This window comes from Novosphingobium sp. BL-S-33, from assembly GCF_056857025.1.
The window spans coordinates 473,806-496,325 of record NZ_CM166475.1; the positions used below are offsets into that span (position 1 = coordinate 473,806).

The 22,520-nt window shown below is 62.4% G+C and carries 16 protein-coding genes; 7 read left to right on the forward strand and 9 right to left on the reverse strand.

From position 1 onward, the window contains the following. The first annotated feature begins 216 nt into the window (after positions 1 to 216). Positions 217 to 2,115: a glycosyl hydrolase gene (locus AC1VVM_RS18870; protein WP_482957091.1), complete on the forward strand. Its 1,899-nt coding sequence runs from the start codon at positions 217 to 219 to the stop codon at positions 2,113 to 2,115. Next, positions 2,022 to 3,623, forward strand: coding sequence for a glycosyl hydrolase (locus AC1VVM_RS18875; RefSeq protein WP_482957092.1), 1,602 nt, complete (start codon positions 2,022 to 2,024; stop codon positions 3,621 to 3,623). The genes AC1VVM_RS18870 and AC1VVM_RS18875 overlap by 94 nt, the downstream gene beginning before the upstream one ends. A gap of 49 nt (positions 3,624 to 3,672) precedes the next feature. Here the strand turns inward: AC1VVM_RS18875 and AC1VVM_RS18880 are convergent, their stop codons facing one another. Both AC1VVM_RS18880 and AC1VVM_RS18885 read right to left on the reverse strand, forming a co-directional pair. After that, entirely contained in the window at positions 3,673 to 4,800 is a 1,128-nt protein-coding gene (locus tag AC1VVM_RS18880; protein ID WP_482957093.1) for an alpha/beta hydrolase, read from the reverse strand. Positions 4,801 to 5,158: 358 nt separating this feature from the next. Next, a complete protein-coding gene (locus AC1VVM_RS18885; RefSeq protein WP_482957094.1) occupies positions 5,159 to 6,961 on the reverse strand; it encodes a tannase/feruloyl esterase family alpha/beta hydrolase in 1,803 nt (600 codons plus the stop codon). 489 nt (positions 6,962 to 7,450) lie between these two features. On the opposite strand from AC1VVM_RS18885, the gene AC1VVM_RS18890 reads away from it, so the two are divergent. Further along, entirely contained in the window at positions 7,451 to 8,143 is a 693-nt protein-coding gene (locus AC1VVM_RS18890) for a pentapeptide repeat-containing protein (RefSeq protein WP_482957095.1), read from the forward strand. Position 8,144: 1 nt separating this feature from the next. Here AC1VVM_RS18890 and AC1VVM_RS18895 read toward each other — a convergent pair whose 3' ends face one another. The 4 genes from AC1VVM_RS18895 to AC1VVM_RS18910 all read right to left on the reverse strand — a co-directional run bounded on the left by AC1VVM_RS18895 (position 8,145) and on the right by AC1VVM_RS18910 (position 13,155). Beyond that, positions 8,145 to 9,332, reverse strand: coding sequence for a glycosyltransferase family 4 protein (locus AC1VVM_RS18895; protein WP_482957096.1), 1,188 nt, complete (start codon positions 9,330 to 9,332; stop codon positions 8,145 to 8,147). A 95-nt stretch (positions 9,333 to 9,427) separates the two neighbouring features. Further along, positions 9,428 to 11,077 carry a capsular polysaccharide export protein, LipB/KpsS family gene (locus AC1VVM_RS18900; protein ID WP_482957097.1) on the reverse strand — a complete coding sequence of 550 codons (1,650 nt, stop codon included), beginning with the start codon at positions 11,075 to 11,077 and terminating at the stop codon, positions 9,428 to 9,430. Then, the gene (locus tag AC1VVM_RS18905) at positions 11,074 to 11,916 is read right to left on the reverse strand and encodes an inositol monophosphatase family protein (protein ID WP_482957098.1); all 843 of its coding nucleotides are present in this window, start codon (positions 11,914 to 11,916) and stop codon (positions 11,074 to 11,076) included. Before AC1VVM_RS18905 ends, AC1VVM_RS18900 begins: the two co-directional genes overlap by 4 nt. 30 nt (positions 11,917 to 11,946) lie before the next feature. Then, positions 11,947 to 13,155, reverse strand: coding sequence for a DUF2279 domain-containing protein (locus AC1VVM_RS18910; protein ID WP_482957099.1), 1,209 nt, complete (start codon positions 13,153 to 13,155; stop codon positions 11,947 to 11,949). A gap of 149 nt (positions 13,156 to 13,304) precedes the next feature. On the opposite strand from AC1VVM_RS18910, the gene AC1VVM_RS18915 reads away from it, so the two are divergent. The 3 genes from AC1VVM_RS18915 to AC1VVM_RS18925 all read left to right on the forward strand — a co-directional run bounded on the left by AC1VVM_RS18915 (position 13,305) and on the right by AC1VVM_RS18925 (position 16,529). Continuing rightward, on the forward strand, positions 13,305 to 14,348 hold the full coding sequence (locus tag AC1VVM_RS18915) for a phytanoyl-CoA dioxygenase family protein (protein WP_482957352.1): 1,044 nt from the start codon (positions 13,305 to 13,307) through the stop codon (positions 14,346 to 14,348). A gap of 265 nt (positions 14,349 to 14,613) precedes the next feature. Then, entirely contained in the window at positions 14,614 to 15,651 is a 1,038-nt protein-coding gene (locus AC1VVM_RS18920) for a KpsF/GutQ family sugar-phosphate isomerase (RefSeq protein ID WP_243652464.1), read from the forward strand. A gap of 11 nt (positions 15,652 to 15,662) precedes the next feature. Next, the gene (locus AC1VVM_RS18925; RefSeq protein ID WP_482957100.1) at positions 15,663 to 16,529 is read left to right on the forward strand and encodes a 3-deoxy-manno-octulosonate cytidylyltransferase; all 867 of its coding nucleotides are present in this window, start codon (positions 15,663 to 15,665) and stop codon (positions 16,527 to 16,529) included. A 21-nt stretch (positions 16,530 to 16,550) separates the two neighbouring features. Here the strand turns inward: AC1VVM_RS18925 and kdsA are convergent, their stop codons facing one another. Beyond that, on the reverse strand, positions 16,551 to 17,399 hold the full coding sequence (gene kdsA / locus AC1VVM_RS18930; RefSeq protein WP_482957353.1) for a 3-deoxy-8-phosphooctulonate synthase: 849 nt from the start codon (positions 17,397 to 17,399) through the stop codon (positions 16,551 to 16,553). A gap of 97 nt (positions 17,400 to 17,496) precedes the next feature. Continuing rightward, a complete protein-coding gene (locus tag AC1VVM_RS18935; protein WP_482957101.1) occupies positions 17,497 to 19,992 on the reverse strand; it encodes a putative bifunctional diguanylate cyclase/phosphodiesterase in 2,496 nt (831 codons plus the stop codon). 250 nt (positions 19,993 to 20,242) lie between these two features. Here AC1VVM_RS18935 and AC1VVM_RS18940 point away from each other — a divergent pair, with 250 nt between their 5' ends. After that, on the forward strand, positions 20,243 to 20,374 hold the full coding sequence (locus AC1VVM_RS18940; protein ID WP_482905339.1) for a helix-turn-helix transcriptional regulator: 132 nt from the start codon (positions 20,243 to 20,245) through the stop codon (positions 20,372 to 20,374). 223 nt (positions 20,375 to 20,597) lie between these two features. On the opposite strand, the gene AC1VVM_RS18945 is transcribed toward AC1VVM_RS18940, so the two are convergent. Continuing rightward, on the reverse strand, positions 20,598 to 22,496 hold the full coding sequence (locus AC1VVM_RS18945; RefSeq protein ID WP_482905340.1) for a putative bifunctional diguanylate cyclase/phosphodiesterase: 1,899 nt from the start codon (positions 22,494 to 22,496) through the stop codon (positions 20,598 to 20,600). Positions 22,497 to 22,520 lie beyond the last annotated feature (24 nt).

The window sequence follows — 22,520 nt, forward strand, 5'->3', positions numbered from 1 at the left end:
GTCACGCGCGTTGACCGCATCGCGAATGAGCGTTAAGCCTACCAACTAGTCAGTAATTTTTGCAATCGGTTTTTGAGAAGTCGAGATAACGCGGCACTTCTCCTTGTTCGTTTCCCGCCGTCACGATGTTTGGAACGACGGGAAATGGCTGCTGGGATCTCCAGCGGGGAGGAGGCTCCGTTTGTTCAAGCTGGGTGTGGGAGCAGGATGTTGCCGTTGGAAAATGCGCCGAACAGAACCAAAACGTTTGCCGTTTTTGCGATCGGTGCGCTGCTTTGCGGATCGGGCCTGAGCTTTCCGTTTGCCGCACTTGCCGACCCCGCGCCGCAAGCCGTTTCGCAAGGCGATCCGTTAGAGGATGGCTTTCGTGATCCGCCCCAGGCCGCCCGCCCCAGGGTTTGGTGGCATTGGCTGGATGGCAACATCAGCGAAGACGGGATCGAGAAAGACCTTGCATGGATGAAGCGCGTCGGGCTGGGCGGAGCGCAGACTTTCGACGGCAGTTTTGCTCTTCCCAAAGTTGTGGAGCGGCGCATCACATACATGTCGCCGGAATGGCAGGGGGCATTCCGGAACGCGGCAACGCTTGCGAACGGTCTCGGTCTTGAACTCGGTATCGCCGCTTCGGCAGGTTGGAGCGAGTCCGGAGGGCCATGGGTGAAGCCTCAGGACGCGATGAAAAAGCTGGTCTGGAGCGAAACCATAGTGCGCGGGGGCCGGCGGTTCGACGGCGTGCTGCAACTCCCGCCAACTATAACCGGTCTGTTTCAGGATCTCGCGCCGCACAAGGAACTGAGCGCGGTTGCAAAGCCTCAAATTCCGAATTTCTACGCCGATGCAGCCGTGTTCGCCTGGCGCGTGCACGATACGCAGAAGAGCGCGGTTCCAACTTTCACGCTGGCTGATGGCAAAGCGTTGGACGGCGCCGCCCTGCTTGACGGCTCCTACGCAACCGGGGTCGAGGTCCCTGCGGGCACCTCTGACAACCCCGGCATGATTGTTCTCACTTACTCCCGTCCACAAACCATCCGTTCCGCATCGCTCTTCATTGCCGACGTTGCTGACCTCTATTCGGCGGCCACCGTAGTACCGCGTCTCGAAGCCAGTATGGACGGGATTCACTGGCGCAGGATCGCCGATATCCGCCTTGGCATCGTGCCCACGACCATCAGCTTCGCGCCGGTTGTCGCTCGCTACTTCCGCTTCGTTCTCGTACCGGCTCCGCCAGCTGCTGGTTCCGCGACGATCTCTGCGCCCGGATATGCGGGATTTTCTGGACCCGGCAAGCCGAGGCAAAAACTCGATATTGTCGATCTGCGCCTGTCGCAGGAGGCGCGGGTCAACGAGTTCGAAGTGAAGGCAGGCTTTTCCGCCGCCGCCGATTACAGTGCGCTTGATGCCGATGTCGGAAGCGAGGCGAATGGCGTGCCGGCCGGCGATGTTCTCGATCTGACAAGCCGGATGCGGCCCGACGGTTCGCTGGACTGGACCGTTCCTCAGGGAGAATGGCGGGTGGTGCGGATGGGCTACTCGCTCACCGGCGCTCTCAATCACCCTGCTTCGGCGGAGGCGACCGGGCTTGAGGTGGACAAACTCGATGCCGCCGCCGTTCGCCGGTATTTCGAGACCTATCTTGGCCGCTTCAAGGAAACACTTGGACCAGGTTCGTTCGCGTCCCACGGTTTGAAGGCGCTCGTCAATGACAGCACCGAGGTTGGTCCGTTCAACTGGACGCCCGCCATGCTTGACCAGTTTCGCCGGCTTCGCGGTTACGATGCCCGTCCATGGCTGCCCGTGCTGACCGGGACGATCGTCGAATCCCGGGCAAAGAGCGATGCCTTCCTGTTCGATTTTCGTCGCACGATTGCCGACCTCCACGCCTCGGAGCACTATGCCACGGTCGCGGCAGTCGCCCACGAGAACGGCCTTCGCTGGTACAGCGAGGCGCTTGAGGGGGGGCGTACCTCGCTCGGCGACAACATGGACATGAGGCGGTTCGCGGACGTGCCCATGGCCGCGATGTGGCGTTCAGGCCCGAGGACGGGCCGAAATTTCCGTGCCTTGTCGACATTCGGGGAGCGGCATCCGTCGCCCATCTGTTCGGGCAGAACGTAGTCGCAGCAGAATCGATGACCTCGACGCGCTTCCCTTGGGCCCATTCGCCCTCGGATCTGCGTCCGGTCATTGACGCCGAGTTCGCGAATGGGGTCAATCTTCCCGTCATCCATACCTCGGTGCATCAACCCGTCGACAAGAAGCCCGGGCTATCGATGTGGCATATCGGCCAATTCTTCACGCGCAACGAGACCTGGTCCGAGATGGCGCGGCCTTGGGTGGACTACATGGCGCGGACCGGCTTGCTGTTGCAACAGGGGCGTTTCGTTGCCGACGTTGCCTATTTCTATGGCGAAGAGGAGCCTACTCCCATAGCCGGCAAGGCTGCATACGCCGATGGTCCAACGCGCAACGGCTACGACTACGTCAATGCGACGGTCCTGCAAAAGGATTTCAAAGTCGACGCAGGCGCTTTGGTGGCACCGTCCGGAGCCCGGTATCGCCTGCTCTATCTTGGCGGATCGAGCGCGCGCATGACTTTGCCGATGCTTCGGCGCATTGCGGAACTCGCAGATGCGGGCGCCGTGATCGCGGGCGATGCTCCAGCCGGTTCGCCTGCCTTGCAGGATGATCCCGTCGAATATGCAGCGCTGGTTCGCCGCCTGTGGTCGGGTGGCGCCGTGACCTCTGTCGGAGCCGGCCAGGTCATTAGTGGCCATGATGTCGATGCCGCCCTGCGAACCATCGGCGTGGCGCCCGATTTCGCAATGGGCGGCGCACCATCCGACAGCCAGATCAGATTTGTGCATCGGCAACTGGACGACGGCGATGTCTATTTCGTGTCTAATGGACTCGGCCGAAGAGAAGGGTTCGACGCCCGTTTCCGGGTTGCAGGCAAAGCGCCGGAGATCTGGAGAGCGGATACGGGCGCGATCACGCCAGTATCCTATCGGATCGAAGGCAACGAGACTGTCGTGCCGCTCACGATGGCGGCCAATGACAGCTTCTTCGTGGTCTTTCGTCGAAACGCGGCAGCGCAGGCATTGACGCTTCCTCAGTCCGAACCCCGCCGGATAATGTCATTGGATGACGGGTGGAACGTAGCTTTCGAAGAGGGCCGCGGAGCACCTCGCTCGCTCGCAATGGGGCATCTTGCGCCGCTTAACGAGCAGACCGATCCGGGCATCAAGTACTTCTCGGGCGTGGCTACTTACACAAAAGACTTTTCTGTGCCGACAGGTTACCGCTCCGGTGTGCCTGTCCTGCTCGATCTGGGACGCGTCGGTGACCTGGCCGAGGTCCGCTTCAACGGCATAAGGATAGGTACGGTTTGGCATGCGCCGTTTCAGGTCGACATTGGCAAGGCATTGCGAAATGGGAAGAACCATCTCGAAGTCCGTGTCGCCAATTTGTGGGTCAATCGCTTGATCGGGGACGCGCAGCCTGGAGGGGCCAAGATAGCCTTCACCGTTATGCCCGCATACAAGGCAGATGCTCCGCTCAGGCCGGCAGGATTGATCGGCCCGGTGACGCTCAGTCGCGTTGTCAGTCCAAGAGAATCCAATTGATCAGGCGACGTGGATGCAGACGTTACGCTTTGCGTACCTACGGCCGACTTCAGGTCCAATGAACGGCCAGCCAGCGCAGGGCATCGGCAACGGCATCCAGGTCTTCCGGTGTGCGGCCGCCGAAGCCCCCGTGCGGCATCGCTTCGCCGACATAGAGATCCGCCGGGACACCGGCCTTTCGCAAAGCAGCGTGGAAACGGACCGTGTCGGACAGGAAGAGGTCACGCGTGCCGGACCGCAGGTAGGTCGGCGGGAAGCCACGAGACAAGTCTCCCTTCAGCGGGGACAGATAAGGATCTGCGAGGTTTGAACTGCCAGCGTAGAGAGCGACATTCGCATCCTGCCGCCAGACCTTCAACAACGTGTCGAGATGCTGGTTGGTCTGCAAGGTATCGCTCACGCCTGTCAAATCGACTACCGGCGTATCCAGCAAGAGCGCAGCGGGCTGAGGCAGCCCGACGTCGCGTGCCTTCAACATGAGTGCAGCGGCCAGATTGCCTCCCGCCGACCCGCCCGAGACCAAGATCTGGTCGGGCCGAAATTGGCGGGTCATCTCTCGATAGACAGCAAGGCAATCGTCCAGGGGGGCGGGGAAGGGATGATCCGGCGGCATGCGATAATCGACTGCATAGATCACGCCGCCGTATTGCTGGGCTTGTACTTGCGCCAGAACGCGGGCGATTTTCCCGCCCAGACTTGTCCAGCCGCCCCCATGGATGCTGAGATGCGGCTTGCCTTGGTTGGGCGCAGAAGCCGGCGGTGTGATAACGTAGACTTTCGCCGCGCCGATCACGCGGTCTTCCACCTTGAAACCGGGGAGGACCAGATCGCCGCCGTTCATCATGCGGAGCATGCTCGCATCGTGATCAGCGATCTTCGTGCGCCATGCTGCAGAATTGGTGACGGGAGGAGACGGATCCTCAGCGGTATTCGCGCCCTTTCGCAAATAGGCCCGCGCGGCCTCGCTGATGGACAGCGGCGGCTCGATGGTCCGGGGCGGGAGGTGAACCGCGCCGTCCGCCGCATTCATCGAGCCTGTTGTCGGGGCGCTGCCTGCGGCCGCGGGCTGGCCGTCAAGCGTTACCGCAAGCGCAAAGGACAGCCCGAAGACGCTGCGACGGCTCAGCGGAAACGCCGCATCTGCTTTCGAAGCGCGATTAGCATGGGCATTTTTCATGTATCTTGTCTCTCGCCAGATTGCGGCCGCTTTCGTTGCAAGGCATCCGGCTTTCTGTTTCGATCAAGATCGCGAAAGCGCAGTCCATCCACGCTGACGACCTTGGCCACTTCCCGGCTGGCCCGGTCGATGTTCTCATCTATTGCCAGGATATCATTGGTCAGGCCGATTTTGTCAATAAACTATACTCTCGGTATCAATATTTGTGATATTCGAGCCGCCAAAGGCGGCGAAATCGTAAGGGGGCCGGGCGGACGATAAGCCGGCGGCGTCCCGGGACGCCGTTCCTGGTGCACCGGCTTATCTCGCGATGGGTGAATGCCAGCGCGACAACGTTAATCGCGAGCACTCCTTTTCACTATTTCATCATCAGGCCCGCCTGCCTGCCGCTGGTCCCGACAGTGAGCAGTCGCTTGTCGCTTGGGCTGCAGCTCCAGTTCTTCTTGTCCTGCATATCTCCCTTGCCGCTGTAGCGGGCCATTTCGGGATACTTGCACAGGGGCATGGTGTAGTTCGGGGTCTTCAGTGCCAAGGCTTTCGGCCCACCGGGCGTATATTGCCGGTCGGCGACCCACGCCGGCAGGGACTCAGGTGCGTGGCCTTTCTCGACCCATCCCTCAAGTGCCGTGATCGGGTCGAAACTATTGGGGGCACTGCTTACGATGCTGCAATGGGCGGTGCCGGGAAGCATGAACAGCCGGACTTGTTGCTGGACCTTGTCGATGCCGCCATGGCGCCGCGCCAGTTGGTTATACCAGTTCACCGACATGTAAGGGGTGAGCCGCTCATCGCTGTAGTTATGCCACATCAGCAGCTTCGTCTTGCTGTTCATCAGCCGCGCCGTATTTTCGGGCAGCGTTCCGATGCCGGGGAGCAGGGCTGCTCGTGCTGCGGCGACTTCGGCGGCGGGCACGACAGCATGAAAACCCGTGACAGGTCCGGGGCCGCCGCGTCGGAATGTGACCATGGAAGCCGCTTTGAAGCCCGGATCGTTTTTGTGCACGAAGATCTCATGCACCGGATCGCTAAGCATCGCCGTTCCGCCGCCCAGAACCCCAAGTTCACTGACTGAATAGCCCGGCTGTACGATGTTTCCGCGCTCATCGGTCACCGCATTCACAGTTACCGCCACAGTTTCGATCTGTTCGGGAGTGAAGCATTGCCCGGGCGTGGAGCCGGGGCCACACTTCGGCAGATCCCGTTCCGGATCGAAGTTGCATGCGGCAGGGTTCTGGATGAGCCCGTCCTTGACGCCGTCGAGCGCATCGCACTGCTTCTTGACCACATTGTCCATAAGCGAGAGCAAGCCGAGTGTAAGCACTGATCCCGCCGAGCGGCTCGTTGCTTTTCCGATTGCCGTACCGTGGAACGACACGCCCCAGATGTCGTAAGGCGATCCCGCGATGATCCCGTCGAACTCCTCCGGGAAGTAGGATGCAACGACCATCGCGTCACGTCCGCCTCCGGAGCAACCCTCGAAATAGGAATGCGAGATCTGCTGCTTCGCGCCGTTCACGCGTCCGTAGAAGGCGGTGGTGAAATTCTTGCCGAGGCGCGCGAGAACTTTATCGGCCCGGTAGAGGAAATCGTCGACATAGTCCTGATCGACTTTTCCATTCTTCACTGCCCACGATGCGGAATCAAGCCCCTCATGGCCCTCGTCGGTGGCGAACGTGGCGTACCCCTTCTCGATGATCTGACCCGGATGTCCTTGCGCCGTGACAGTGACGGAAGGCATGGCCGGATCGCTCACATAGAACTGGCCGCAATGACCACTGCAGCCGAGCTGCAAGTACTTTCCATTCCAGTTCGACGGGAACGAGGCAAGGAAGTTTGAGGTTTTGCCTGTCTCGGGATTGGTGACGAAACTTCCGGTCACTTGGCAGAAAGCCGGGCGTGTGCCTTTTGCCGCAACGTAGTTTGTGGCGCCCTTGAACATGCTGTCCTTGATCGGCTTGATCGTGATCGCACTGCCAAGCCCGGAGGCAGCGGCCTGCACGAATTCCGGTGTGCAGCTTGCCTCGAAGTCACTGGTCGCCGGCGTCTGCGAATGAGCCATGGAATCGGGGGTGGGTACAAGTGCGCTGGAGGTTCCGAGTAATATTCCCAGCGAGGCCGTAGCCGCAGCTGAAAGCCCCAAACGCGTGGCAATTTTCGTCATAAGCGGCCTCTCCCAAGGTTCTAAAATATCTGCGCGACGTGTTAAGCGCGGGCCCTGAAGGCCTTCTGATGTGGACTGGCTTATTCCGTCTGAAGCGGCGCCGCATTGACCTTCCCGCCGAACGGCACCCCACCACAAAGCGCGAAGGCGGCGGTGAAATACCGTCTGCTGGAAAAGCCCCAAACTGCTTGGACAATTGCGTGCCCAAACTTGACCTACCGACTAATCGGTCTGTAAGTGGATTGCAAGATTGCTTTTATTCGGGTTTGAGTATCATCATCGAACCATTGGCATGCTCCTTCAGGCGCTACTTTGCACGACGCCCAAATTCTCGGCGCCGTTGGGAGTGAGTCTGAAATAGGCCCGTGGGGCCTCGGCCGCTTTTGCCCGCCAGCGCCGTGAAGTATCGATCGCCCATGGTTCGGAAGCGGTTATCCCATGTGCTGATCGAGACTTTCTTCTCCCCGCTCGTGCGCCCATAAGGCCGTGATGAAGGATCCGAAAGAAGCCATCGCCACATTGACCGGCCGTACCGTAACGCGCGCCGATCTGGCCGGAGAAGACGGCTTGCGGCCGCATCACCTGATCGAGTGCGATCTGGACGGAGGCGACTTTTCCTCGCTCGATTTGCGCCAAATGCGTTTTGAGCGCTGCGTCATGCGGCGGGCCAGATTCGATCGGGCCATTCTGACCGAGACCGCATTCATCGGCTGCCGAGGTGCGGAGGCCTCTTTCGTCGGTACCGATTTTGGCGATGCCGCAGTGACGGGTGGGGACTTCAACAATGCCTCGTTCCGGCGGGCGAGCCTCATGTCCACGCGGTTTGCAAACTGCAAGCTCACCGGCGCCGACTTCACGGATGCCGGCATGATCGGTGTGGTGCTGGAAGAAGTCCTGCTCTCCTATGCCAAGCTGCCCGGGATCTCCTTCCGGAAATCGAACCTGAAACGGGTGGATTTTTCCGAGGCGGACTTGCGGAAATGCGACTTTCGCATGGCGGTGTTCGAGGAGTCCTCACTCCGTAACGCCACACTCAACGGCAGCCGGTTCGAGCAGGCCGATTTGCGCGGGGCCGATCTCAGCGGACTGGAACTGATGGACGCCCGGCTGTTCCGGGGCGCCACGATTTCCCGCCTTCAGGCGGCGGAACTGCTGGGGCAACTCGGGCTGCGGGTGCTGTGACTTACGCGGGCAGGGCGCCAAGCCAGCGCTCGACCAGTTGCATGTGCTCCGCCCACCCGGGGGTGACGAAGGTTTCCAGCGCAGCCTTCTGTCTTTCGCGGTCTGGGCTATCCGTCAGGTAGTCCCTGGCGGCACGGGCCCAGGCGGCGGTATCGTCGGGATCGAGCAGCAGCGGTACATTGCCGCCGATTTCCTGATAGATGGCAAGGTCGCTTGCGATCGCGGGCGTGCCGCGCAGCATGGCTTCGAGCACCGGTAGACCGTAGCCTTCGACCCGGCTGGGCATGAGCAAGGCCCTTGCATGGGTGATCCATGTGTCGAGATCGTCGTCCGTGCAGCGCTGGAGTTCGATCACCTTGCCGTGCTCGGGCCGAGCGCCGTCGAGCCTTGCAAACGTGCTCTCGGCCATCCAGCCGCGCTGGCCGACCAGCACCAGATCAGGCGTGTCCGCACCAAGCTCGCGGCGAAGATGGTCCCAGGCGTCGAGCAGGAGCATGTGGTTTTTGCGCGCCTCGATCGTGCCGATCGACAGGAAATAAGGGCGCGGATGCGGCGATCCTGTGTCCCCGGAGCCCGGCGTCTCGATGCCGAGATGCGCCACAAGTTGCGGCACCGGCGGCAACCCCTGCTCAAGCCCGAACCGGGCGAGCGCATTGCCCGTATCCCCCGAATTGACGATGATCCCGCTGGCACTGCGCAAGGCATTGCGCATCCGCACGGTGTGCTTAGCCAGCTCCCCTTCTCGGCAATATTCCGGGTGGGTGATCGGGATCAGGTCATGAATGAGGTATACAGGCCGGAGGCCATGCTCCTTCAGCCATGAGGGCAGCGAATCGATGTGCAGGCCGGTGTGGCCGACATTGAGGTAGATGGCGCCCTTGCAGTACCGGCGCGCGAGCATGGCGCGCGGAATGGCATGCGCCAGAAGCATGACCAGCCGCCGCTTGTCGAGCATGCCCGCACTTGCCCGCAGCAGGACGAACAGGCGGTCGCTATCCTTGGCCCCCAGCACGACGCGGTGGTCGCGCCATTGCAGGAAGGCGCAGGACTGCTCCGCGAAATGTTCGAGATAGGCAAGGCAGACCCGGTCGATCCCGGTCGGCAGTCGCCCGCGCCACAGCCGCCAGATCAGGCGGCTCGCATCGAAGACGAAAGGCCTCGCGGGCCGGTGGGAACGCGATGCTGCCAAGATCGTATCCTGTAGGGAAGTCGGTGTCGCCGGAGGTTAGCCGCTTAGCAATTGCTTCAATCCATTGGCAAGCGAGGCCGCAGGTGTACTCGCCGCTATCGCCGATCTCTCCAGCCCAGCAACCTGTTCAGCCGCCCCTGCCACTCTCGCAGGCGAATGAGGGGGGATCGGACATCGGCTTGACCTGCCGCGATACGGTCCACCAGCACTTCCGCCTCGCACGGCAGGCGCGTCACCGGATCGAGATAGCGCGGGTAGAGGAGGAGCGTGGCTGCAACCAGCTCGTCGAGCGTCCGCTGGCGCGTGCGCCGGGCAGGAACCGGGCCGAGATCACGGGTCAGGCCCCAGCCGGCATAGAAGGGGACGCCGTGGGTCACCACCTCCCGGCCGCGCATCAGCGCTTCAAAGCCGGCCAGCGAGGTGAGGACATGGACCGCGTCCACCCGGTCCAGCAGCGCCGCAATCGATGAACTGCGGTCGATCTCGTCAGCCAGTTCGAGCGTCTGGGCATCGGGAACATGGCCCTTGCGATGGCCCGCCTCGACATCGGGGTGCGGTTTGAAGATGATTCGGGCCCCCGGTTCCTGCGCGCGGGCACGCCGAAGCAGTTCGAGATTGCCCAGACCGGCACCGCCGCACAGCACCGAGCGATCATCCTCGACCTGTCCGGTCACCAGTACGACCCGGCGCCCATCTTCACGCTCGGGCACGGCCGCGAGCGTCTGGTCCTGCCCATATTTGCTGATCCCGGCGCGAACCAGCCTTTCACGCAGCGTTGCCGCTCGTGCCAGAGTCTTGGCGTCGATCTCGGCGCTTTGGAGGATCGTTTCGAGCGAACTGGCTTGCGCCGGATCGAAATGCGGCCCCTGCACATCGACCACAATCGAGAGCGGGGGCACGCAGTTGGCGCCCAAACCGGTCGAGCGGATCATGCCGTCCTCGATCTCGCCGATAGTCACACCTTCGGCTTTCAGGGCAGCGAGGGCCTTGGCATCGCTGCGCGCAATCCAGGCGAGCACTTCATCGCCAGCCGATGGGCCGTTTTGAACAGCGCGGTCGTGTCGGACGTGGCCGGAGCCATCCCACAGCAGGTTGTCCGCCGTGATCCGCTTCCAGCGCGCGATGCCATGGACGGCGGCAACACGCCGGTTGGCGTCGATCAATGTACGCCAGCGTCCCAGCGTGGCGATTGCTTCAAGGGCGTCGATCTCGCTATCGTCGAAGGGGCTGCGATAGCGCCAGCGACGGTCCAGTTCATGCGAGAGTACCGAACCCAGCGCATCGGGATTGCCCAGCGCGGCGAAACGTCCTTCGCCGATTACGGTAAACGGAATGCTGAGGGTCGCGGCGACGAGCGCGATTTCGTCGTCAGCCGCCGCGATGACTTGGGCGGCGCCGGCACAGACGAACCATGGATCGCTCTTCGCGGGCAGGGTGGGGAGGCCGTCCTCTGACGCGCCGGAGCCGATCAGGACAGCCCGGTCGAGCAGTCCGGACTCGCGTGCGGAGGCCAGGATCGCGGGAGCATCCCCGGCACGGGTGACGGAAAGCACCACGTCTCGCCCGGCAGGCCGTCCGGCCTGTGCGCCCCAGAACGAGCCCCCCACCCGGTGCTCCCTCAGTGCGGCGATCAGGCCCTCGGGCGTAGCCGCAGCTACCGGATCCGCGTCACCACGGGCAATCGCAAGCGGCGCGGCGCGGTGGGCCGGGAAGGGCGGAATGCGCAGGAATGGAAGGCTGTTCATGCTGCTACGCTGGTGCTGGTGAGAACGCATCCAAGAGCGACGAGTCGCTCTGCCATCGCCTCCCACTGCCGCGGTGAAGTGGCGACTATCAGGCCTTCGCCTTGATCGTCGCAGCGGTAGGGCTGGCCGTTCGGCCGTGCGGCGCGCCCGCCGGCCTCATTGAGGAGAACGACACCGGCGGCGTGATCCCAGGGCAGGGTGCGGGTAAACAGGGTCACGTCGTTTTGGCCAGTCGCCACGCGCGGATATTGGTCGGCAGCGCAGCGCGGGCTGTCGACGACATCATAGTCGGCCGCCAGCGTGTCCATAAGGGTTTCGCGCGAGGCGCGGTTAGCGAACAGACGGGTAACGGCCGCCAGTGGACGCTTTCGCGGGATCTCCGCAGCCTTGAAGGCTTTGCCGTTCACGCTGGCACCATGACCCGTCAGCGCCGCGCAGAAGCGGTTTGAAAGCGGATCGAAAATCCAGCCCCCCACCGGCAGCCCGTCCTCGACCAGAGCGACGAGCAGGCCGAAGGGGCCTTGCCCGGCAGCGAAGTTGGCAGTGCCGTCGAGCGGATCGATCAGCCAGCACGCCCCGGAACCGAGCCTGTCCAGCAGCGCGGGGGCGGCATGAACCGCCTCCTCGCCGATGATCCCGGCGCCGGGGATGAGCGAGGCAAGGCGTCCGGCAAGGATTTCTTCGCTCTCGCGGTCGGCTGCGGTTACGGGCTCGGTGTTGCCGTCCTCACCCTTGTCGGCGAGAACGTGGGCTTCGCTCGTGCGGAAGCGAGGCATGATCGCAATTTCCGCCGCTTCTCGCATTGCCTGCTCCACCGCGAGTGTGAGCCGGTCCGTCATTATTTGCCCTTTATGCGCCGGTAGTCGGGATCAATAACCGACCCGTCCGGTCGTATCGTAGCGCAGCGACGTATAGGGAAGTTGGAAGTAGTCAAGCACGGTATAGGCCACTCTGCCGAGGCGGGACTGGGACTTGCCGAACAACAGTTCGCCAAGGTTCAGCCCGACGCCGAAGAAAAGGTGACGCTTCGGATCTACGCCCGCCGCCTTGTCCGCATTGGAGAAGTCCGAAGCGAAATAGCCGACCTGCAAATCCAGATAGCGAAGCGGTGAGTGGTTCAATTCCTCGAATCCTGCGCCCTTGAGCGAGAACATGAAGCGCTGCTGCGCATAGTGCGGCTTGCCCTGAATACTGTAGATATTGCTGTTGGGAACGATCTCGATCTTGAAGGAGAACTTCTCCTTCATGCCGGGCACTGTATTGCGCAAAACCGACAGGGCTGCGCCGGCGATGTTCATCGAGACGTCCTGAAGCGAATAGCCGCTGTCTGGCTCGATCGCATCCGAAATCTCGTTGAAGGCCATGAGCCCGGACGCGATGATGGCCGCCGTGATCGCATCGCCCGCCGTCGCACCGGTCTTCCGGTGAATCTGGCTGTGAAAGAATTCCGCGAGCAAGTACGTGTCGAACGCGTGGGTAAGCTTGTCGACGCCGATATTTTCGGTGTCCTTGCCGAAATAGCCCTCGTCCTTGAAGTGGAACGGCGCGGTTTCCTTGAAGAATTTGTGCGAGCTGATGAGGGTGAAATAGGCAACGCCGATCAGGGCCTCGGTCCTGACAGTGCGCGCCTGCTGCCAGAACGTGCGATATTGGGATTGGGCGCGCGGGATATGGTCCGACCAGCGGCGCTTGAGCGGATCGGCCGGGCCATTGACGGTATCGCCGCTGACGTCTTCGAGACCGCCCGCGCCGAATCCGGCCGCGCCGATACCGACATTGGCCGGCTCGCCTCCCGATGCCGCCATGGCCGCGACTTCGGCGGAAGCCTGCGGTGCGTTCCCATCCAGCGCATCGCCGAGATTCCAGGCGATGGGCTCGACGCCGACGAGGGTTTCGGATGGTGCAACCGGTAGAGTGACGGGTATCTGTTCAAGAGAAGCCGCCGCGCCCTGGCTGTCAGGCGGCGCGCTGGTAACGACCGGAACCGTGTCGCCTGTCGAAGCTGTGATCTCGGCGCAGGCCGGGGTTGCCGCTACGCAACCCGCAAGTGCCAGAACCGTGCGTGCGCCTGGACCCATCCTCATCAATCCATGTCACCCTGACCCCTGCCGCCGCACAACGCTCACGTGCCGGACACAGTCCCGGAACCGAACCTTGCGAAAAAGGTTGCCAAATGCCAAACAGAGAGGCCATTGGGCCGCCCCCCGAGATTGGTTTTCTATTTCATATGATTGTTCTCAAATCGGTCAAGTCGTTCCTCATGTTTCCGATTTGGATGGTCCAACTGGGAACCGGTGCAAAGAGCTTTCTCGATAACCCGCTTCTCGGATCCCGCCGTCTGAATCGCCTTGGCCTGCACCGCGTCCGCGTGCAGCTTGCAGGAAGCCTCTGCGCCTGGCGTCGCCGCCGTCTGGCCCGGCGCGTTCGCCCCGAATGGCGCGAGGCGTTCGACCGTGACGGCTTCGTCGCGATTTCTGATTTTGTCGCGCCTGAAACCTTCGCAGCCCTGCGTGGCGCGATCCTCGATTATCGCGGCCCGGCCCGGGAAATGCGCCAGGGCGATGCGATAACCCGGCGCTTGGCGATCGATCCTGCCATGCTCGAAGCCATCCCAGAACTGCGCCGCCAACTGGAGCGTGCCGACCTGAAGGCCCTGTTCGCCTACGTGGCGGGCTTCCGGATCACGCCGCTGCACTACATCCAGACGATCGTCACGCACGATCCGGGGGAGGGCGCCGATCCTCAGGAAGCACTCCACGCCGATGCGTTCCATTCCTCGCTCAAGGCCTGGCTGTTCCTCAATCCGGTGGCGCACGACGAGGCGCCGTTCACCTATGTACGCGGCTCGCACCGGCTCACGCCCGAACGTCTCGATTGGGAATATCGGCGGAGCCTTGTCGCCCCGCAGCAAATGGACCGCCTCTCCGGTCGCGGCTCGCCGCGTGTGAATTCCGCGGAATTGGCCGAGATGGGGCTGGAGGAGGCAGAAGTCTTCGCGATCCCCGGCAACACGCTGGTTGTAGCCGATACACTGGGTTTCCATGCGCGAGGAGCCTCGGTGCGGGCGGTGGAGCGGGTGGAGATCTGGTCTTATGCGCGGCGCAATCCATTCCTGCCGTGGCTCGGTGGGGATCTTCTCAGCGTTCGCGGCGTTGCAGAAAGACGGGTCGGCTGGCTCTGGGCGTTGCGTGATCGTTTCGCCGGAACGATCGGCCAGCCCTGGCAGTCCGTCGGAATTCGTAAGGCCGCAGGTGAACCGGGCGACTCGTGAGGTCTCTTTTGGCAATCCGGCTTCGCAACTACAGAATTTTAACAATACTTCGCTGGCATTGCGGGTAACGCCGCCGAAATTGCGACGAAGCGGTGACGTCGAGGGTTTGCAGGGATTTACATGCTGCAACGCCGCGCCTACGTAGGTTGCAATAGGTGTTAAGTCTGCGTGATTAAGTTGCCTAACAGAATATGTTAGGCATTACTTATTGTGCAGTGCAGCGAAAGAGCCCATGCTCGAAGCCGCCAAGAAAAGGGGAGTTGTCTTGTCATCTTCAGTGGTCCTGATGGCGGTCGGGGGAAGCGAAAGCGTACTTTCACGGGCGCGTGAGGTCATCCGGATCGAAGCAAGGACGCTCGATCACCTGGCGACTTCGCTGGACAGGAATTTTGTCTCCGCCTGTGAATTGCTGAGCTTGGCCTCGGGCCGGATCGTGGTTGCCGGCATCGGCAAGTCCGGTCATGTCGGTCGCAAGATTGCGGCAACCCTCTCTGCAACCGGATCGCCCGCCATGTATCTTCACCCCGGTGAAGCGGCGCATGGTGATCTTGGCATGGTGGTGGAGGGAGACGTGATTCTCGCGCTCTCCAATTCCGGCAATACCGCCGAACTCCAGGTCCTCTACGACCATGCCGAACGACGCGGCATCCCGGTGGTGGGCGTTACGTCCGGCGCCGGTTCGCTGGTCGATCGCCGGTCCACGGTCTGCATCCTGATGCCGCAGGCCACCGAGGCGTGCTCGTCGAATATCGCGCCGACCAGTTCGACGGCGCAGCAACTTGCGCTCGGCGATGCCATCGCCATGGTCCTGATGGATGCGCGCGGGTTCTCTCGGGACGGGTTCAAGGAGCTTCATCCCGGCGGCTCGATCGGTCTTCGACTGGCTTCGGTGGGGCAGTTGATGCACGGCGACGGCAAGTTGCCGCTGGTCGAGCTTGACCTGCCGATGGAAGAAGTCATTTCCCGCATGACATCGATGGGCTTCGGCATCGCCGGGGTTGTCGATGCTGCCGGAAGGCTTGTCGGCATCATTACCGACGGCGATTTGCGGCGCCATTTCCGCACGCTCGATCAGGTCCGCGCGCAAGACGTGATGACCCGCCGCCCTCGCGTGCTGCGCGCGGGCATGGCTGCCGAGGATGCGCTGCGCTTCCTCAATGCCTCTAAGATCACTTGCGCCTTCGTGGTGGCGGAAGATGAGGCGTGCTGCGTTCCCGTTCAGGATGCTTCGGTGGCAACCGGTATCCAGATCCCCATCGGGATCATCCATGTCCATGATTTCCTGCGCACCGGACTGACCTGAAAAACAACTCAATGCTCGAAGACAATTGCACGGACACCAATTCGGTGGGCACCAACCCCGTCGATGTCAGTTTCGCCATCCTCATCCCGGCCCGATATGCCTCCACCCGTTACCCGGGAAAGCCGCTCGTTCGGCTGACCGGGGCCACGGGCGAGGAACGCAGCCTCATCCGTCGCAGCTGGGACTGCGCCATGGCGGTTGGGGGCGCGGCCAAGGGGCTGGTTGGCGTCTGGGTGGCCACTGATGACGACCGGATTGCCGAGGAAGTCGAAAGCTTTGGCGGCCAAGTCGTCATGACCTCGTCCGATTGCGCGAATGGCACCGAACGCTGTGCGCAGGCGATCACCCGGCTCGGGCCAGTTGCCGATGTCATCGTCAATCTGCAAGGCGATGCGCCGCTCTCTCCGGCCAGCGTGATCCCGCGTCTGGTCGAGAGATTGTCGCACGATCCCGAGGCCGTGATGGCAACCCCCGCAGTGCGCGCGTCGCGCTCGGTTTACGCGCATTTGACGCAGGATCAGGCCGAAGGCCGCGTCGGCGGCACGACGGCGGTGATCGACGGCCGCGGGCGAGCGCTCTATTTCTCGAAACGCGTGCTTCCCTATCTGCCCCCCGAAGCGGCGGCGATGGAATTCCCGCCGGTCCATCTTCACCTGGGGCTCTACGCCTATCGCCCCGCCGCGCTCGAACTCTACGCGGCGGCAGCGGCCTGCGAACTGGAAAAGCTGGAGGGGCTGGAGCAGTTGCGCTTCCTCGACCTCGGCCTGCCGGTTTCGGTCGTTACCCTCGATCCGCTCGAATGGGACGCGATCGAACTCAACAATCCGGGCGACAAGCCCGTGATCGAACGCATCCTGAAGGCGCGCGGCATCGTCTGACGCGCGCCGGAAGGCCTTGATTCAGTCGATTTCGAGCGGCGCGAACTGCTTGACTAGACTGTCGATGGCCTGAACCTGTTCAAGGTAAGGCCGCAGCTTGTCGAGCGGAAGCGCGCAGGGTCCGTCGCACAGCGCGGCGTCCGGGTCGGGATGAGCCTCAAGAAAGAGCCCGGCGATTCCGAGTGCCATTCCGGACCTTGCAAGGGTCGCTGCCTGCGTGCGGCGGCCGTCGGCGCTGGTTTCACGCCCGCCCGGGCGCTGGAGGGCGTGGGTCGCGTCGAACACCACGGGCGCCATGGCCTTCATCTCGTCCATGCCGAGCATGTCCACGACCAGATTGTTGTACCCGAAACAGCTGCCGCGCTCGCACAGCAGGACCTGATCGTTGCCGGCTTCCTCGCATTTGCGGATAATGTGCCGCATTTCGTGCGGAGCAAGGAACTGCGGCTTCTTGACGTTGATGACTCGGCCGGTGCGGGCAATCGCCACGACGAGATCGGTCTGGCGCGCCAGGAAGGCGGGAAGCTGGAGAATGTCCGCCACTTCCGCGACGGCTTCGGCTTGGAAGGGTTCGTGCACGTCGGTCAGGATCGGCACGCCGAAGTGCTCTTTGACCTCGGCAAGGACCTTGAGCCCGGCCTCCAGTCCCGGCCCCCGGAACGAGCCGATGGACGAGCGGTTAGCCTTGTCGAAGCTGGCCTTGAACACATAGGGCATGCCGAGTTCGCCGGTAACGCGCACGAATTCCGCAGCGACTTCCAGCACGATGTCGCGCCCCTCGATCACGTTCATGCCGCCGATCAGCACCATGGGCAGGTCGTTGGCGAAAGTGACTTCGGGTGAAATGCTGATCGCGGTGGGCAAGGCAATGTCCTCGTCGTGGCAGGGGGAACCGCTGCCTGTCTGGTTAAGGCCGTCCGGTTCGGTTTCGGCAGGCAATTCCATCAGCAATCGCCGGGCCCAAGTGTCAAGATGGGGCGCTTCCGGCGCTGTGGAGCATATGGGCGGCGGCGCTGCCTGCGGAGGCGCCGTCGACCTCCATTCCGGCGGCAGCCATCAGGCTGGGCGCGCATTGCGGGCGGCCGAACAGGAAGCCCTGGACCTGATCGCAGCCCTCGGCCTGGAGCAGATCGACATGCAAGTGCGTCTCGACGCCTTCGGCAAGGACCGGCACGTCAAGGCTACGGCCGAGCGCAAGCACCGCGCGGATGATGGCGCGGGCCTGAGGGCGGTCTTCCGAACCGGTAACGAAGGACTTGTCGATCTTGATCTTGTCGAACGGGAACGAGTTCAGCGTGTCGAGCGACGAATAGCCGGTGCCGAAATCGTCGATGGCGATACTGACGCCCATAGCCTTGAGCTTGCGCAGGATGTGCAGGGCGCGCGCCTTGTCACCGATGATCGCGGTCTCGGTAATTTCGAGTTCAAGGCGGCGCGGCGGCAGGCCGGTCTCTACGAGAATGCCGGCGATGATCTCGGGAAGGTTGGGCAGGCCAAGCTGCACCGCAGAGAGATTGACGGCGACCATATGGTGCTCGGGCCAACGCGCGGCTTCGCGACAGGCCTGACGGAGGACCCATTCGCCGATGGCGAAGATTTCTCCGGTCTCTTCGGCAATAGGAATGAACTCGCAGGGCGTGACAAGGCCTCGGGCTGGGTGATGCCAGCGCAACAGCGCCTCGTAGCCGCTGATGCAGCCGTCCTTGAGCGTGCGCTGCGCCTGATAGAGGATGATCAGTTCGCCGCGTTCTGCCGCGCCGCGCAGATCTGCCGCGATCTGGCGCCGGTAGCGCGCACTCTCGTCCATGCCCTTTTCGTAGTAGCAGATACGCTCGCCGAGGTTTTCCTTGGCGCGGTACATGGCAAGGTCGGCATTGTTGCAGAGCTGCTCACGGTCCAGTCCATCCTCCGGATAGGCGGCGACGCCGAAGCTGGCCTTGACGACGAAATCGCCCGCACCCGAACCGGAAGGCCCGTTGAAGCAGGTGGAGATGCGATCGACAAAATCGGCAAGTTCATGGTTCTCGCGGAACAGGACCGTCGCGGCAAACTCGTCGCCGCCAAGGCGCGCGACGTTCTGGCCCTCCAGCATGGCCTCCCGCAAGCTGGTGGCGACGGCCTTGAGGGCCTCGTCACCGGCGGCATGGCCGCGTGAATCGTTGATTTCCTTGAACCCGTCGAGGTCGAGCACGACCACCCCAAGACGCGCGCCGGAATGAGCGGCGATGTCGATCGCGCGGTCCATCAGGTCATTGAACTTGCTTCGGTTGGGTAGGCCGGTGAGCCCATCGTGCAACGCCAGATGCTCGATCCGCGCTTCCGTCCGGCGCTGTTCGGTAATGTCGTCGAAGGTTGAGACCCAGCCGCCGTCGGGGAGGGGGCGCGAACGGACCGAAACGACGAAATCGTCATATTCCGAAACATCGGGCGCGCGGCCGTGGCTTTCGAGCGCGGCATCCAGATTGTTGAGCACACGCATCACGCGCCGTTCGATTTCTGCGGGAGGCGCCCGATTGCCGATGGCCGCCTGGGCAATGTCCCGTATGGTCATGCCCAGGCGGATATCGCCGGCTGCAAGCCGATACATCTCGAGGAAACGCTGGTTCCACAGGACCAACTGCCCGTCCGCGCCGAACAGGCACAGGCCCTGATGCATGTTCTCCAGCGCAAGATCGAGGCGGCGCCCGACAAGCTCCAGCCTCTCGTTGTTGAGGCGCTCGTTGCGGCGCATCATGATCTCTGCGCGGCGGCTGATGGCGGCCGCCGTCGCGGCAATTGCCAACGTGCTGAACGCGGCAACGAAGACCCACAGCGACATCGCGCGGGGCGACATCATCGTGTCCGATGAGAAGTCCGCGCGCGAGGGGATCAACGAGATCGCCGTCATGCCCGTGAAGTGGAGCAGCACGACAGCAAAGGCCATGAGCATCGCCGCTGCCGCTCCCGTGCCGGCCGACTGGCCGCGCAGGGCCAGCGGGATCGCAAGCGTGAAGGGGGCAATCGCCAGCACGACGGAAACGACCACGTAGCCCAGGTCCCAGCGAATGATCGCGGGCATTTCAAGCGCGGCCATGCCAAGATAGTGCATCGCCGCAACGCCGCCGCCCATCAGCAAGGCGCTGCAAACCGATCCTGTTTTGGAATCGAAACGGGCTGCCAGCAGCAATGCGGCGACCGACGTCACCAGCACGATGGCCAGCGAGGCGGCGGTTTCAGCGAAATCGTAACCGAATACGAATCCCGGATCGTAGCCGAGCATGGCAATGAAATGGGTAGCCCAGATGCCCAGTCCGGCGACAATGCCGGTAGTGGCCAGCCAGGCCGTCTTTTCGCGGCCATGGGCCCAGCGGATCTGCCGGGACAGCCGTACCGTGCCGATCGCGGTCAGCGCACAGACGAGCGCTGCCAACAGGACGAGCGGAAAATCGTGCCGGTCACGAATGCATTGCAGGATGAGGAGCATCAGGCTTTCTTCGGGGGGATGTGTGCGACCTTATTAGGGCAATATCCCGGCATTTCTGCTAGATTTGGTTAATTAATCCAAAGTTTCCAGGAAGACATTGGTTCGGAAGGAGAAACTAGCATAAAAAATGGGCTGGAATCGGTGGCGCAAGGGAAATGCCGCCCTTCCGTTCGCTGATGTCAGCTTCTCTTGACACTTCCATCGCCCAATTTCGGCATACCTTACATGAGCAGAGACCGGACATGAATAATTGCAGGCTGGGCTTGGCGGTAGCGTAGGCGTCTTGCGCCAGGTCATCAACCTGATCGAGAACGGTAAACATGATCCCTCGCTTTCGCTCGCCTACGCCATTGCGCTTGTCTTCGGGCTGCCGATCGACTGATCTGGCGGTGGGACACGCCCACTCGCAGCAGCGTATCGTATCGTGAAAGCTCGCCATGGCTCATAGCCACCACCGACATAAGCGCGTCCTCTCAGCAAACAGGGAGGACTATGCCACCGGGACCACGAGACGTCCCAGCGTGGTGACATCTCTAAATTGCGGGGGGTGACATCTCTAAGTTGCGCTTACACCAGGATGGAGTGATAATATATCTTATGTTAAATTAATCCGGGCCCACAAGCGCGGCGATGTCCTTCAGCGAACGAGGCGCTGCAAGGTGAAAGCCCTGCACGAAACGAAATCCCAGCGAACGGACGGCGGTTAGCTGCTCCTCGGTCTCGATGCCCTCGATCACGCAATCGAGCGACATGGAGAATGCTAGCGACCGAATACCGTTCAGCACACGGCGGCATGAAATATCCTCCAAACGGTCGGCAAAGCTCTTGTCGATCTTGAGCACGTCGAGCGGCAATTGCTGCAACGAATTGAACGACGAAAAGCCCGTGCCGAAATCGTCGAGCGCTATCTTTGCGCCGGTTTCCCTCAGGTGTTGAAGCTCGCGAACAGCAGTACCGAAGTTCGAGATCAGCGAGGTTTCGGTGACTTCAAAGACCAGCCGGTGCGGGTCGATGCCGCAGGCGCCGATACGGTCCAGAATGCCGGTTATGGTTTGCGGATTGGTCAGGTCTCCGGCCGAAAGGTTGAAGGAAATGCGTAAATGTTCCGGCGTGACGGCGGCCGACGCCAGCGCGAGATCGAACAAATGCAACGTCAGAACCCGCAGAATTCCGAGCCGTTCGGCGCAGGATACCAGCATTTCCGGCGCCACTGTCCCCGCGATCGGTGAAGACCAGCGGGCCAGCGCTTCGGCGGCGACCGGCACCATCTTCTCCACGTCGTAGATCAGTTGGAAGACCAGCGAGACTTCGTTCGACAGATCGGCCGACTGAAGCGCGGATTCAACAAGGTGGTCGGCGCGGATCAGGTTTTCGAACTCCGCCGAAAACTTCAGACAATTGCCGCGTGCATGCCGCTTAGCATAGTAGAGCGCGAAATCTGCCCGGTCGAACAGGTCGTTCACATCCCGGCCGGAATCCGGATAGGCCGCCACCCCGCCCGAAGCGCCGACCGAAACGAGCGTATCGCCCAGTTCCACCGGTTCCTGGACCGTCAGGCAGATCCTCTGCATGAGTTCTTGCGCCGCGTCGATCGCGGCGGGAACGATCACGCCGAATTCGTCGCCGCCTAGCCGGGCGACCGTGGCCTTGCCGTCGCACAAGGCCGCAATCCGCCCGCCGATTGCCTGAAGCAAGCGGTCCCCTTGCGCATGACCGTGGGTATCGTTGACGGGTTTAAAACCGTCGAGATCCAGCAGGCCGATCGAAAAGCGCTTATCGGGTGAGCAGCCTTCGAGGCGCTGTTCGACATCTTCCAGAAACCGCCGCCGGTTTGGCAATTGGGTGAGCGCGTCGGTGCGGGCAAGCCGGGCACTTTCCGCCTCAAGGCGTTCCGCTCGCCGTTGCCCGGCGATCAGCGCATCGCGTGAGGCCTCAAGATGGACGAACGCGGCGAAGGAATCGCGGATGACGAAGAGGATCAGCCCCGTCACCACCCCAATCGAAAGCGCCATTGCGATGCGCTCCTCACTGCCCTGTAGCACGCAGTAGAGTGTGAACGCGCAGATCACGATCACGCCGATCGCTGTCGCCGCGCGCGGAAGGTAGGTGAGGCAGAAGATGCAGGCCATCATGGTCGCGGCGATGAACAGCATCACGTGCCCGCGCTGCTCGGGCGTGCCATATTGGTCGAGGACAAGCGCCCAGGCCAGAAAGCCCAGCGCCATTCCGATACCCAGCCAAGTCGTGCGGCGCATCAGGCGCTCAGCCTCGGTCACGGCAATGGCAGCGGGGGCTACAGGCCGCGTCCAGACGTGGATGCGCTGGAGGCAGGCCAGCACCAGAAGAAAGGGTACACCAAGGGTCAGGTATAGGGGCGCGGTAGCTCTATGGGTGAATGCCAGCGCCACAACGTTAATCGCCAGCACGCCGTAGAGCGGCGGGATATGGCGCCTGAGCCGCAGGTACTGGGCCACCGGTAGCTCAAGCTGTCCGTCCTTTTGCACCCGCCGTTTCCTCTGTCCCGCGAT